Annotated in this window: 15 protein-coding genes; 5 read left to right on the plus strand and 10 right to left on the minus strand. The window is 40.2% G+C overall.

The features are described 5' to 3' along the window. The first annotated feature begins 9 nt into the window (after positions 1–9). The 3 genes from leuD to AA0Y26_RS10250 all read left to right on the plus strand — a co-directional run bounded on the left by leuD (position 10) and on the right by AA0Y26_RS10250 (position 1,805). On the plus strand, positions 10–603 hold the full coding sequence (leuD, locus tag AA0Y26_RS10240; protein WP_413367535.1) for a 3-isopropylmalate dehydratase small subunit: 594 nt from the start codon (positions 10–12) through the stop codon (positions 601–603). A gap of 106 nt (positions 604–709) precedes the next feature. Then, a complete protein-coding gene (locus tag AA0Y26_RS10245) occupies positions 710–1,393 on the plus strand; it encodes a DUF1963 domain-containing protein (RefSeq protein ID WP_413367537.1) in 684 nt (227 codons plus the stop codon). Positions 1,394–1,514: 121 nt separating this feature from the next. Beyond that, entirely contained in the window at positions 1,515–1,805 is a 291-nt protein-coding gene (locus AA0Y26_RS10250; RefSeq protein ID WP_413367539.1) for a hypothetical protein, read from the plus strand. Between the two features lie 149 nt (positions 1,806–1,954). Here AA0Y26_RS10250 and AA0Y26_RS10255 read toward each other — a convergent pair whose 3' ends face one another. Continuing rightward, complete coding sequence (locus tag AA0Y26_RS10255; RefSeq protein ID WP_413367540.1) at positions 1,955–2,497, minus strand: AAA family ATPase; 543 nt, start codon at positions 2,495–2,497, stop codon at positions 1,955–1,957. Between the two features lie 247 nt (positions 2,498–2,744). After that, positions 2,745–3,869 carry an FAD-dependent monooxygenase gene (locus AA0Y26_RS10260; protein ID WP_413367542.1) on the minus strand — a complete coding sequence of 375 codons (1,125 nt, stop codon included), beginning with the start codon at positions 3,867–3,869 and terminating at the stop codon, positions 2,745–2,747. 111 nt (positions 3,870–3,980) lie between these two features. Between AA0Y26_RS10260 and AA0Y26_RS10265 the strand changes: the two genes are divergently transcribed. Then, a complete protein-coding gene (locus tag AA0Y26_RS10265) occupies positions 3,981–4,409 on the plus strand; it encodes a PH domain-containing protein (RefSeq protein ID WP_413367544.1) in 429 nt (142 codons plus the stop codon). Continuing rightward, a complete protein-coding gene (locus AA0Y26_RS10270) occupies positions 4,406–4,804 on the plus strand; it encodes an NUDIX hydrolase (RefSeq protein WP_413367546.1) in 399 nt (132 codons plus the stop codon). The genes AA0Y26_RS10265 and AA0Y26_RS10270 overlap by 4 nt, the downstream gene beginning before the upstream one ends. 174 nt (positions 4,805–4,978) lie before the next feature. On the opposite strand, the gene AA0Y26_RS10275 is transcribed toward AA0Y26_RS10270, so the two are convergent. The 8 genes from AA0Y26_RS10275 to AA0Y26_RS10310 all read right to left on the minus strand — a co-directional run bounded on the left by AA0Y26_RS10275 (position 4,979) and on the right by AA0Y26_RS10310 (position 14,153). Further along, positions 4,979–6,112, minus strand: a complete 1,134-nt coding sequence (locus AA0Y26_RS10275) for a Ger(x)C family spore germination protein (protein ID WP_413367548.1) — start codon at positions 6,110–6,112, stop codon at positions 4,979–4,981. Then, on the minus strand, positions 6,109–7,200 hold the full coding sequence (locus tag AA0Y26_RS10280; protein WP_413367550.1) for a GerAB/ArcD/ProY family transporter: 1,092 nt from the start codon (positions 7,198–7,200) through the stop codon (positions 6,109–6,111). Before AA0Y26_RS10280 ends, AA0Y26_RS10275 begins: the two co-directional genes overlap by 4 nt. Positions 7,201–7,214: 14 nt before the next feature. Next, positions 7,215–8,744: a spore germination protein gene (locus AA0Y26_RS10285; protein ID WP_413367552.1), complete on the minus strand. Its 1,530-nt coding sequence runs from the start codon at positions 8,742–8,744 to the stop codon at positions 7,215–7,217. Between the two features lie 329 nt (positions 8,745–9,073). Beyond that, entirely contained in the window at positions 9,074–9,256 is a 183-nt protein-coding gene (locus AA0Y26_RS10290) for a hypothetical protein (protein ID WP_413367553.1), read from the minus strand. A 493-nt stretch (positions 9,257–9,749) separates the two neighbouring features. Then, the gene (locus AA0Y26_RS10295) at positions 9,750–10,301 is read right to left on the minus strand and encodes a nucleotidyltransferase family protein (protein WP_413367555.1); all 552 of its coding nucleotides are present in this window, start codon (positions 10,299–10,301) and stop codon (positions 9,750–9,752) included. Between the two features lie 192 nt (positions 10,302–10,493). Continuing rightward, positions 10,494–11,291, minus strand: a complete 798-nt coding sequence (locus AA0Y26_RS10300; protein WP_413367557.1) for a hypothetical protein — start codon at positions 11,289–11,291, stop codon at positions 10,494–10,496. A 74-nt stretch (positions 11,292–11,365) separates the two neighbouring features. Continuing rightward, positions 11,366–12,472, minus strand: a complete 1,107-nt coding sequence (locus AA0Y26_RS10305) for a TcaA 3rd/4th domain-containing protein (protein ID WP_413367559.1) — start codon at positions 12,470–12,472, stop codon at positions 11,366–11,368. 253 nt (positions 12,473–12,725) lie between these two features. Next, positions 12,726–14,153: a SulP family inorganic anion transporter gene (locus AA0Y26_RS10310; protein WP_413367561.1), complete on the minus strand. Its 1,428-nt coding sequence runs from the start codon at positions 14,151–14,153 to the stop codon at positions 12,726–12,728. Positions 14,154–14,181: the final 28 nt, after the last annotated feature.

Consider the following 14,181-nt stretch of genomic DNA (forward strand, 5'->3'; position numbering starts at 1 on the left):
GAGAACTTTATGGAACCAATTAATATTGTCAAGAGCATCTATGCACCGCTTGACCGTAAAAATGTAGATACTGACCAAATTATTTCAAAAGAATTTTTAAAGCGGATCGAGCGTACAGGTTTTGGCCAGTTCGTCTTCTATCACTGGCGTTTTGACGAAAATGGCAATCCGAATGAGGATTTTGTTTTAAACAAGCCGGCTTATAACGGTGCTGAAATTTTAGTAGCACAGGACAACTTCGGCTGCGGTTCTTCCCGTGAGCATGCTCCGTGGGCTATTCTGGACTATGGTTTCCGGGTAGTGATCGCACCTTCATTTGCGGACATTTTCCACAATAACTGCTTCAAAAACGGAATCTTACCGATTCGTTTAACAGAAGCAGAATGTGACGAGCTGCTGGCAAAAGGAATCGAACAGGCGCAGGAAATCGAAGTGAACCTAGAAGAACAGACCGTAACGACTGGCTATGGCAAAACATATACGTTCAACATCGACCCTTACTATAAAAAAATGCTGCTGAACGGCTGGGATGAAATTTCCCTTACGTTCCAGTATGAAGATCACATTAAAGCTTATGAAGAGAAACGTTTAGTATTTGAATAATAATCTTACACCCTCGGTTTACCGAGGGTTTTTTCATTGAACTAAAGTAGAAATAATAGGGATATATGGTATATTTAAATAAAAATTTAGTAGGGGGAGGGTCCTTTTGAATAGCAGTGAAATGAAAGAAGCGATCTTTAAACATGCAACAATTTTTAAGACAGGCGGGATCAGACCGACTGAGGAGCTAGGGGAAAGCTGGATTGGCAAGGTCCTGTGGGGGCAGGGGAAGACAGAAATTCCACCCAATTTTGAACCGCTCTGTACCTTGTTTCTTGAAAAACCACCGTATTGTCCGAAAGAACTGGAGGACTATCAGCTGCTGACAGTTTATATGGATTACGCAGTTTTTAACGAGCTGACGAGGGAAAATCTAGCACCGTTTTTTAAGATAAATTGTTATACAACGTTAGATGGATTACATAAAGTAAATGACCAATCTACACGGATGAAACCATTTCCGTTAATTCCGTCCCTTGTTGATAATGATGCACCCGCGTGGGATTCAGCTGATTTTGATCCGGAAATTGAAGATGAAATCGTACGCCTTGAGTCGGGGAACGTGCTCGACTACCATGATGATATCGTGGAGGATGTATATCCTATGCATAAAGTCGGCGGATATGCGTCTTATATACAGAGCGGCGTCTCATTCGGCGAAGACTATCACTTTGTCTTTCAAATAAGCTCTGATGAAAAAGCATATTTCAATATAGTCGATAGCGGCAGTTTTTATTTTTTCTATAACGAGATAACAAAGGAATGGGCTGTGCACTGTGATTTTTATTAAGAATTATATAACCGGTGCTTTTGTGAAGCCTAACAAAGCATAAAAGTCCTTCTATTCGCAGCTAAAGCAAGTGTCGTTTCGTTTATTATATGGAGGGAGTAACTTCCAAGGGGGAAGCAGAATGAAGAAATATTTATGGATTATAGGGGTACTGCTCATTTTTGTTTTGCTTCATATAACACCTCATGCAGCACTGCGAACGCACGTCTTCCTAATGGGCTATCCAATTAAGGCTTTGTCAAGCGAAATTTTGGTAGATGTGTATGATGTGTATGATGGGGAAATGGAGCAGGACACGAAAATCTATACATTGACCGATCCGCCAATCGAAAAAGCGACAGAGGGGATACTGAGTCATTATGCCGTCAAAAAAACAGGTTTTCTCTATTTCGCGGAGTTTTATGGATATTAGGGGCGTCAATGTAAGAAACGTTGAATATATGAAACAAACTGGGCTATTAAAAAGCCCGGTCTTGCTATGATGAAATCAAACATAAATAGCTTAGCGCAAACAGGGTGCTAAGCTTTTCTATACTTGGTAAAGGGCAGTTGATTGGATAATTAAATAATAGTGAAAGGAAGATTTAACTTTTCCTTTATTGTTTTCACTATAGCAGCTAAGGGCACATTTTCCGTGTCTATATATTCACCAAAATCATGTTCATCATATGCTTGTAAACATTTATCAGTTTGTTGAAAACACCAATTCCCTTCTGCTTCTCCACGTTCCCGCAGCCTTTGATAAATCGTGTCCTTACTTGCTGTTAAACAGAAGTGGTACGTGTGGGGATCAATACTGCTAAACCCATTAAGGATATAATGAAGGTACTCAGGCTTTCTAATCGTCATCGGAACAATCAAGTTAACATGATATGTGGATATTAGTGACTCTGCCATATGTACCGTTAATGTTTTCCATAAGTGAAAATCTTGGAAATCCCCTGTCTCTGCCTCCAGCCGTTTTGTTTTTTCAGGTAACATATTTCTTAACATATAGCCTACCTCTTCAGGGTCATATAACATACTATTCTCCACAACTTTTACGAGTTCAGTTGAGATCGTAGTTTTGCCCACTCCAAAAGCGCCGTTGATCATTAGTATCATCGTTATTTTAGCCCCCTCAAAAAAGTTTCTCTTCATACACCAGTTTTTGCTCTATCTATATTAAAACATAGAACTTACTTAAATTGTAAGTTTCATCTAACAACAATTACTGATTATAGATGAGAAGAAGCTTTCCGTATCAAACTAAAAATCAAGCAGGAAACCGCAAAGATTTCTTACTTGATTTCTACTATCGATTGGATTGGTTCTCACCATACTTTTCTTATGAGGCAGTACTCCTGTTTCCTCATTTTTCAAAAAGAAACTTCAGTCTCCAGAACAGCAGACTAGAAGGAATGAAGGGAGTCAGCGCGTTACGTCCATGTGCCAGCAGGGGAGACTGGAGCTGTGAAAGTTTGCCGATTTGTCTTGACATGCGCACTACCTTTTTTGTGTGGGAGACCCGCATGTTATCATAACGTTCAAGCGCATCGTCAATCGGATAGCTATTAATAAGGGAGCCAAGTGTAACCGCATCTTCAATGGCTTGGCCGGCTCCTTGCCCCATATTTGGTGTTGTCGCATGGGCAGCATCTCCTAACAGAACAATACGGCCGTCTACATAGCTGTCAGGCGGGGCAATATCATATAAATCATGATGAAGAAAAGCTTCATCTGGTGTTGAACGGATAAAGTCCTGTACTTCATCGGGAAAGTCGGAGAATAAATAAGCGACTTCTCTTTGTGACAAGCCTTTGTAAAACAGATCATTTTTACGTGCATTGACACAGGCAAACCAATAGAACGAACCGTTTGCGAGCGGTGCATAGCCAACCCGTTTTCCAGTACCCCACAACTCGACAGACGTATGCTGCTCCAAGTATGCGGGCTGCTTGGTAATACCGCGCCAGCATGTATAACCGGCATATTGGGGCATACTATGAGGATAAAGAGTTTGCCGTATTTTTGAGTAGATGCCATCAGCAGCAATCAGCAGATCGAAACGGTCCATTGTGCCATCTTCAAAATATACCGAGACTTGATTATTCTCCTGCTGAACGGAAATACATTTCTTTTGAAATGCCAGAGTGACCTTGGAGCAGGCATCATATAATAGTTGATGCAAATCACCGCGATGAATGGTGATATTTTCCTGACCATATCGGCGTTTGAACTCGCCAAAATCGATTGTGTTTAACAGCCGGCCGTTTGCATCTAGAAGTTTTTGAAGTGACAGCGAATGTCCATACTCCTTCACCCAATCGGCAAGTCCAATGCTGGCAAGGGCAAGCATTGCATTTGAACCAATTCCAATGCCTGTTCCCAGTGGTTCAAACGTTGAACGTTTTTCAAATATGTAGAGGTCATGATCATGTAAAGCAAGGGCTGCAGACAATCCGCCAATACCGGCACCAATGATTGCAATTTTCATTTGATTCGCCTCCTCGTACAACAACAGTAGCGATTTTTATAATAGCATGTCAAATATCAGGCATTTACGGTATAGTGTATAGAGTATAAATTGGAAAAACAGGGGGTTATCATGTACTTTACTTCAAAAAAGGATGTTCTAGTAGGGATTGTTGTATGGGGAGCGGTGGCTGCATGCTCTATTCCGTTTTTTATGGATGGCAATTTAGCCGCTTTACTCATTACAGCAATTATTGGAGCATTTTTTGGATGGGCCTGGTGTAAGACAGGCTATGAGGTGACGGGGGAAGAGCTCATTGTTAAAACGGGTTTTACGAAAGCGGTCATACCGATTGCGTCTATATATAAGTTAACAAAAACCTATAATCCATCTTCAGCGCCCGCTTTATCGTTTAATCGGATCGAAGTTCTCTATAATAAGGGAATGGGAATTGCTCTTATTTCTCCAAGGGACAGGCAAGCATTTGTCAAGTTACTGATAGAGAGAAATCCGGAAATTAAAGTAGATGAAAAACTTTTGGAAGAGCAGGGTAGTGAATGAAGCATTCTGGAAGAGTCATCATAGTAGAAAATGAACATGTTTTGCTGATCAAGCGTGTAAAAAAAAATCAGGTTTATTACGTATTTCCGGGCGGCAAAGCGGAAAAGGGTGAGACACCTGAAATGACAGCTAGACGGGAGGCTTATGAGGAGCTGGGTGTACAAGTTGACCTTGGCAGCTGTTTTGCAGAAGTGAAGTTTAACGGTGTACGACAGTTTTACTTCCATGCCTCCATAAGCGGCGGTGAGCTGGGGAGCGGGACAGCAGAGGAGTTTACGACAGGTGAGGGGACGTACGAGCTTGTGTGGATGGCGTGTAGCGATCTTATCAATTATCCTGTCATACCAGCTGAAGTGGCTGAAAAGCTTGCCTGTACGGATAAAAGCGCCAAATAAAAAAGATCCCGAGCTTTCTCGTTTTAAGAGGGAAGCCTCCTCATGGAGTACAAATAAATTGAAAGCTGACATGTAGTTCGTTTTGAATCGAAATGGTATTAAAAATACAAGAATGCTTCATCTGTAACGGTAGTTAGATGAAGCATTCTTAAAGTTCCTTTATAGAGAGAAAACCTATTCTGCCCCAAAAACACCATCTCTTACTATTTCACTTTTGACATGAATATTCACTTTCATGTTTGGATACATCTCATCTAGTTCTTCATGCGTTAGGTTAGAACCTCTTACGTGACTTTCAAAATGTTCACCGAAACCAAATACGTCCGAATTTAGGTCTTGTGTGTACTGAATTATTCTAGCGATTTCACTCTCCACTTTTTCGTTTATTTCTTTTTCGAGCAGTTCTAGCGTTTTCTTATCCCCTGTGTTGATAGAAGCATCGACTTCGGTTAATCGTACACTTATTTTAATATTTAAATCGTATTCAGGTGTATTTTGATCAATTAATTTAATCGTCTTTTTTGTTTTAATGGCATCCATCGCAAAGGCTAGCTCATCAGGGGTGTCTCCTGTAGAAACAGATTCAAATTTCTCTCCATCGAAGACAAGCTCAAATGTTCCTCTTTCAAAGCCATCTCTAATTATTTTTACATAAAACATATCTTTTGCGGGAAGTCTTCCAACCATGCGTTCGTTTTGGAAAAAAGCAATTCCTGTAATTTTAATTAAGTTTTCTTCCCTCTTAATTATTGGCAGCACTATTTGACGTGTAGGTGAATAATAATCACGCCCAACTTCATGCAGCGTGGAGGAAATCGATTTTTCTCGTTCAATATTATGTCCTAATAGGTTGAACATGTGCTGGCTTACATCTGTTATGTTTTCATATTGATATTCAAGGAAAGACTTGGCTTCTCCTTCCACTACACCTAAGTAAATACCGTTACTGATTTCGGGATTCATCAGCAGGGTATAGAGGGATTGCCCAAGACCCGCCTTGGCTAATTCTTCACCAAATACGACAACCCTTAATTGTCCTACTGCTACTTTCTTGGATGCCTTCAAACTAACTTCTTCCCTCGTGCCCTTGCTTGTTCTGGCTGAAGCAGAGATCGTTTCCACATTGCTTTCAAACTCGGGATTGATTTGACGTATAATGGCTGTTGTAGTTAGATTTTCTTCATCGCCTGCATCGTATCCAATGAGTGTTGTTAAACTTAAATCTTCAAGAACTTTCTGTTCTGCACATCCCCCTAATAGAACTATAAAGACAACTACAAGAACTATTACTTTAAATTTTTTCATCATTGAGTCACCTGTGTTTTTCTAAATTTCCTTTTTATTAGTGCCAGGAAATATAAAAAGAAGGGAAATACAAAAACAGTAAAGAAGCCTACATGAGTAAATATTGCACTAATATCATTTAGCTGAGTCATCGTTTGAACAAGACAACTAAGAATGAACATCAGACCGCTAAAAGCCCAAATGAATGCTGATAAACTTATTTTAATGATACTGTTCACCCCGCGGTATACAGCCCATGCATATAAGCAAAGGTTTGGTAGAATGATGACGACACCGAAGCAAATCATGAAAATATCAATTCGCTCGATGAAGGGTAAACGTACAATACTAAGCATTGTGAGTGTTGGCCAAACTGTTTTGGATAACTGCTCTCCGCTAAAGTACATTAATGAAACAAGCAAAATGGGAAAATACATTATTAATGTACCTAATAACCCTAGATGAGCATAGCGATTTACTTTCTTTTTATCCTTTATATAAGGGTAAACAATATTAAGAATTTCAAACCCAACAATCGTAAACGTCATGGAGTAAGTACCCTTCAATATGTCTACAATACTACTTTCAAGAACAGGTAATAAATAATTTACTTCTGCATATTCTAGCGGGGGGATGAGTGAGAATAGCCAGACATATGTTATGACAAAGCTAAAAAAGCTAACCCCGACAATGACTTTTAACGTTCCTGTAAAGGTATAAATGAGGAGAAGCAGTAAAGTAGCAGATAAGAACCAAGGACTCAAATTATAGAAAACCCATGTATTGATTACTTCTATATAAGTTTTTAAAATGACAAAAAAGATGGAGCCGCAATAAGTGATGTAGAGCACGTTTAGAAAATTACCGATGAATTTACCGAATATATCCTGATTGATCTCATAGATATCATTTGTTTGATATATCTCCAGTGTTTTTATCATAATGAAGATAACTAAATGTGCGAGAAGAAAGCTGATGATTACTGAGATCCAGGCGTCTTGTTTTGCATGTTGATATAATTGCTGCTGAAACCCCATAACGCCAACTCCTACTTGGTTGGCGCTGATTATGGCTACAATTAAAAATGCATTTATCTGATGTTTAGGATTCATAGGGTTCATACTTTTCATTCTTTCATCACATCATCTCTTTGAGGCTTGGCTTTTTCATTATGCACTTTTCGGTTAAATGTCCCATTGCTCGTCGCACGTGTTTTCAATAAACCGATTGGTAAACGGATAATAGCTGTTCCCCAATCCAGGATTCTTGGAGGATATAAAGGCGACATATAAGGTGCGCCAAGACTTGTCTGTCTTAAAAGATGTATTGCTAATAAACAAAAGGCTAACATAATACCGTAATATCCCCAAAAACCAGCTAAAAAGATAATCGGGAACCGAAGTAGTCGAATAACATTACCCATCATATAATTTGGTGTAGTAAATGAGGCTAGGGCACATAATGCAACAATAATGATAAGAATATTGCTTGTGATACCTGCCTGTACTGCCGCTGTTCCAATTACAATACCGCCAACGATACCGATTGTTTGGCCAACTTTTGTAGGCAGCCTCGCTCCGGCCTCCCTTAGCAGCTCGATAATTAACTCTAGAACAAGTGCTTCTATTATAGGAGGAAACGGTACAATGGCTCTTGACTCACTTAACGGTATAAGAAGCGGCTGCGGGATAATCTCATAATGAAACGTTAATGATGCAACGTACATCGGTGTTAAAAAAATAGATAAAAAAACAGCAGAGAATCTAAGCAGCCGGATAAATGTAGCCAGTTGCCACCGAAGGTTCTGCTCCTCACGGCTATGGAAAAATTCTACAAATGAATAGGGGCATAATATAGCCATGGAGCTTCCTTCTACAATAATTCCTATCTTTCCGTTTAACAGCCCATCGCAAAATCGGTCTGGACGTTCCGTCAACAGCATTTGGGGGAAAACGGAATAAGAATTATCCTCAATCAACTCAGCCAGCATGGCACTGTCAATCAGGTCTTCGATTTTAAGGTTTGCGATCCTTTCACGAACGATATCAATATTTTCGTCAGCAGCAATTGCTTTTACATATAGTACAGAAAAAGGGGTATTTGTTTGCCTGCCGACAGAATATTCCTCATTGCAAAGATTAGGGTTTCTAATCAATCTGCGAACTAGTGAAACATTCGTTGCCAAACTTTCATTGAAGCCGACTTGCGAGCCGATTACCTGTGATTCGTTTTCCGGTGCTGCTAATGAGCGTGTCGGAGCAGCGATAATATTTGCCAGACCAACTTGGTTATGCCCCTCTATATGGATCAAAACATAACCATTTAATAAATCATAAATAATTTCTTTTTTTTGTGTCGCTAACTTAAATTTAGGAATGGCTAAAATCTGAGGGAGCGCCTCTGGCTTGCTTGGTTTACTTTTATCTAATACTGAAATAATTTGGTCATTTAATACTTGGCCGTCAACCAAGTTTTCTATATAAGCAACCGTAATAGTTTCTGTAACATCTTTTATAATTAAATCCGCAGGGGAATTGGTGATTTCCTGTAACTCAGTAAAAAACTCTTTTTTTAATGGAGGAAAGATACCGTCTATTTCTAAGCCTTTATAATCTTCAGATTCATTTTTAATATTCTGCTTTTGTTTCTCAAACATGTACAGTCCTAGCTCCTTCCTTGACGTTAGAATAGACTTTCTATCATCTATCTATACGCCGATTTATATATACAGGAAAGATTTAATCGAGGAGATTTCAAAGAAAAACAGTTTAGTTTCCTCGTAGTGTATCTTGGGTGGGAAGGAGAGCAAAATACCGTTTGTTTTATTACGGGGGAATTTACTGACGGTCATGGCCGAGCAACTTCAGCAACAAAAAACTTCCTTACTATTGTAAGGAAGCGAAATAGGGGAATCTATGGTAAACGCACGAATGTGTGCGTGTATTAGTGACCATTCACGAAGTGTAACACATGATAGTTGTCAGTTTATCCAACCAGGTGATGTTTAACAACTTCGTATGCTTGGCAAATAAGTGCGAAGTCGGCTTTATCATTTTTTGCTATCATATCGCTTGCAATATCGTATAAATCCAATTTGTTTTCTGTCACCATGTCATTCAACAATGCTGCCTGGATTTTTTCTACGTAGCTTTGAATAGGTGTGTTCAAGTATGTCATCTCCAATGAGGTGTTTTGATATTATTATTATATATCGACAGACGTCTGACATCAATGGATTTTACTTGAAAAATGGAATGATTCATGCAGTTTTTGACAAGAAAATGAACAGAGATTATTTTTACTCATTGAAAACGCTTTTATTAAATTATTGGAAAATACGAAATGTTTGAAGGTGAAGACGCTGGGACATAAGTAGAAATCACAACAAAATCAGCGTGAAACTGTAATGACAATTCGATACTTTCGAAATAGATGAAAGGGCAGGGGGCGTACATCTGCCGCTAAGCTTTCAATGCAAAGTAAAGCTTCCTGCGGGAATAGCTCGTCGCTCGAGAGTACAGACTCAGGACGTGCCCGCGGAAAGCGTACCCGTATCGGAAGTCAATTTTCACCGTATCGAAAAAAAAGCATCTTTCCACTTGAGAAAAATGCTTTTGTTTTGTCCCCGCTTCTTTTCTGCGTTTATTGAATAGGTGGCTGCTTACCGCTCAATAGTAATCGTCGGCCAGCTTTTCTCCCATTGTTTTTCAAGCATTCTCTTTTTATATACATAAGACAATGATTCCTGTGCCTGATAGTTGGGTGTAGGACGAACAATCATCGCGAACAAATCATTCAGACCGTATGGAGCCATGATGAAGAGCTCACCATCCTGGATTCTAACCGCAACGGCAGTCGGTGTTTCTGGAAAATGGGCGACACCTTCGCAAGATGAACGAAAAGGGGGAAGGTTGTTTTTCTTATGCATCCGGGCCTGATTTTTTACAGACCAAGGGAAGCCTGGCAGTAAACTTTTTAGGCGATCTTCCAGCATCTTTTCCTTTTCAATTGAAGTATCAGCGGGATCATAATAAATGACATCAATATCCTGTACTCGTGTTGTACATTGCTGGATGCTATCCCATACCTTACTTCTGATGATGCCTGCACAAATCCACGAATCGTTTAAATGAAGAGACTCTACAGCCGTTAACATCGCCATAAGAGTGGCATCGTTTGCAATGAGTTCTTTTAATGTTGCTTCATATTTCATTTTCCTACATCCTCCTTAACTACTTGATTCAAACTGATTAGCTAAATCTTCTGGTACGATGTAATTATAAATACCTGGGAGCGGGGAAGCACTATTTTTTTAGTAACTACAGGAAGAAACCATATGCGCAAACTGAAAAAAGGCGGGAAGATAAGCCTCCCGCAAAATCTGCAGATTAAAATACTTTTCCACTTATCCTAAAAAGGAGACGCTCTTCATGAAATCATCGAGGATAGAACGGGCAATTGTAGAAGAGACATAGGCAAGCATGACAAATGAAACGAGAAAATAGATGATGTAGGCATAGAAGCCATTGATGGATTTCGAGCTTTGGCGAACGGCATCGACTGTCACAAATGCACCGATTAGAATACAAACTAGCAGAACCGCTATGACAAATAGGAAGAGAGCCAATTTTGTTGTCCCGAGCAGGTGGAGAAGGAAGCATGCTGCATTCAGAATGATGACGACTGGATAGAAGCCGGATAATACTTTCAACGTACCGAGTACCCCTTGTGATTCGGCAAAAAAATAGGTCACTAAATAGGTAGCAATCAAGCTGATGATCATAAGCAAGCTATAAAGAAGTGCCATAGACAAGAGGAAGGAACCTCTATCAACGAAAACGCCTAATACATCACCGGTTAAGCCGTAGGTGGCAAGTACTGCCGAAATAATTAGTAGAATAAGGGTAGTGGCAAAAGTTTTAGCAGGGAGGGGTGCTTCGAGTGCATTTGTCGGATTTATTATTGCCGCTTTAAAATAAGCTAGATAAGCCCGAACCTCCACTTGTAGTTTGTTAGGCTGGACATCTTGGCTGGCAGAGCGTCTTTTTGGCTTGTATCTTGAAGGAGCTTCTATGTGGGAAGGGGCAGCAGATTCTGAAATCGGACTGATAATTTGTGCTGTATCGCTGATTAAAGGGGTCCCGCAGCTTCCACAAAAATTTCCTAGTTGCTGTTCATAACCGCACGCATGGCAGTTCTGCATTCTTTCAACCTCTTTCTATTTTTTCTTCCTGTTAATACATAAGGCAATGATAGAGCAATAGATACAACTACTCCTTACGGCATAATAAAATCAATCGACTTCAGGATGTTTTGATAATCATCTTGTAATTGAGTAAATAACGCATCTGCCTGTTCTTTTAACGTATCAATGCTCCATTTTTTGCTCTTTTTCTCTGTTAAGGTTGGAAATTCAAACACAAGCTCATTGCTCGTTAGGGGAAGCTCGTTGGAGTGCATTTCACTGCCGTTCACATCCTTAGCCACGACTTTCAGTTTTAAATTCTCATTAAATGAAACGGGAAATAAGGAGCTCATTTCTGAAACATAATGATTGGTTGATTTGCCATTAATATAGAGTAGTCCATCAAAGGCAGATTGCAGCGTTACTGTTTCACCTTCAACAATCTCCTCCAGCGTAACCGATTGTTTTTCACCGCCCAAAGAGGGTACAAGCAAGGATCCTTTCCCGCGCAGAGGGACAATCGTAACATGCGCATCGTAGGAAATGTCATATTCTCCTGGAATGAACGTACCTATATTCACTGCCTGTTCTGTCTCTGATGAAAAGTCTTTTTCTGCCACAGTAATCGTTGACTCGGCGGGTATTAAAACTTTCATTTCCACAGTAAGAGGCGTAATGTCAACTGTATTGTAAAACAACAGTTTGCGATGCTTAATGGAAAGTAAATCCCCGGATTCGAAAAGTTTGCTGCCCCAAAGCTGGTTGGATTTTGTTTTTGCTGCTCGTTCAGCAGTTTCTATCAAGCTGGATATGGAGGAATGGATGTCCTCAGCGGTTAGAAAACGAAGTAATTGTTCGGGCGTACCTTGTACATCTTTCTCTATCATCAGCATGTCATATAAAGCTTCCGCATCTTTTTCAAGCAGCAATTCCTCCAGTGCCCGGACTTTTTTTTCCGGACTTGCCATACTTGATAAAACAAGATGACAAATGAGAAGAATCAAGGCCAATCCGCTGATGAGACTATAAAAAATAGTTTGCCGCTTTGTCCAAGTTATGTTCATTTTTCTAAAGCTGATTCCTGAAAGGAGGGAAGTTCGGATAGATTCTTCTTGCACATCCACAATTTCTTTTCCGCATTTCATGCAGAAGCGTGCTGTCTGTTTCAAATCGGCACCACAGTTTGTACAAAATTTCATTTAGATCCCCTTTATTGTTATGTATTTGTAAGTTGCGGCTTACTTGCCGTATTGCTTGTCTGTAGGGTCTGCAATACAACATACATATTCCATATAGCTGCTGAAAATTCCGTTTTTCGGTGTTTTCCTTCTATAAATGTATAGAAAAAAAGCCCCCCAACAGTTCCAACTGTTGGGGAGCGGTTTAAAAACAGCAGCATGTTGCTGTAATTGTGCGCAATATTAGATAGACCGGGGACTACCGATCATCATTTTAAATTGTCTGCTGTCCCGTGATTTTTTCGAGCAGCTTTGTACTTGGAACGTTCATGCCGCAAAATTGAACGTCTATGTGCTTGGCTGCAAGCATTTCCTTAACTTTTATGAGCGCCATCACAGCTGATTCATCCCAGATATGACTTTCTGATAAATCGATGATAATACTTCCATACGTATCAGCTTTTTTAAAATAATGTAACAGGCTTTCTGTTGAAGCAAAGAACAGCTGTCCTTTGACATAAAAGTGACCGTTTTCCTCGCTTATCTTTACTGTGGATAGTTTCGATACAAAGAACATGGCGCTTACGAGCACACCTGACACGACACCGATTGCAAGATTGTGCGTGTAAAGCACGACAGCGATCGTCAGCAGCATAACGAATACATCCTGCTTTGGTGCAGTAAATGTGTATTTAAACGAGCTCCAATCGAACTGCGTAATACACACGACAACCATCACCCCGGCTAAAACGGGCATCGGAATCTGGATGACATAATCTCCCAACACGAGAATTAAAAACATTAAAAATGCGCCTGCAACAAACGTAGATAATCGCCCTCGAGCACCTGATTTTACATTGATAACAGATTGCCCAATCATCGCACAGCCGGCCATGCCACCGAAAAAGCCGTTGATGATATTGGCGATACCCTGACCGCGCGCCTCCTGATTTTTATTACTTTCTGAATCTGTCATATCATCCAAAATAGCAGCAGTCAGTAAGGATTCCATTAATCCAACAACGGCTAGCGCTAATGAATAAGGAAGGATAATGGAGAGTGTCTCCCACGTAAAAGGAATGTTTGGAATAAGGAATGTTGGCAACGTTTGCGAAATAGACCCCATATCTCCGACGGTTTTCAAATCAATCCCTAAAAAAACGACGACAGCGGATAAAATCACAACGGCAATCAGCGGAGCCGGAATTCCTTTAATCAGGAATGGAATAAGGTAGATGAGTCCAATCGTTAAAAGCAGGAATACCCATGTCATCATAGTGCCCCCGATGAAGTGGGGCGTCTGTGCGATAAATACTAATATCGCCAGAGAGTTAACAAAGCCGAGCATTACGGCATTCGGGATAAACTTCATCAAACGGTCGATTTTGGCTGCGCCAAACAGGATTTGAATAATCCCGGTCAAAATGGTTGCCGCCAATAAATATTCCAGGCCGTGGTCTTTCACTAGCGAGACAATGACAAGAGCCATCGCCCCTGTAGCGGCTGAAATCATGGCGGGTCTTCCTCCGACAAAACTTATCGTCACCGCTATAATAAAGGAAGCATAAAGACCGACCATAGGATCCACTCCCGCCAAAATAGAAAATGCGATAGCTTCTGGAATAAGTGCAAGTGCAACTACTAAGCCGGCTAAAATATCAGCTCGGATATTACCGAACCATTGTTGTTTATATTCTTTCATAAAAAACCTCTCTTAAAAAATCTTACCC

This window comes from Lysinibacillus canaveralius (assembly GCF_047301505.1).
Classification (GTDB): Bacteria; Bacillota; Bacilli; order Bacillales_A; family Planococcaceae; genus Lysinibacillus_B.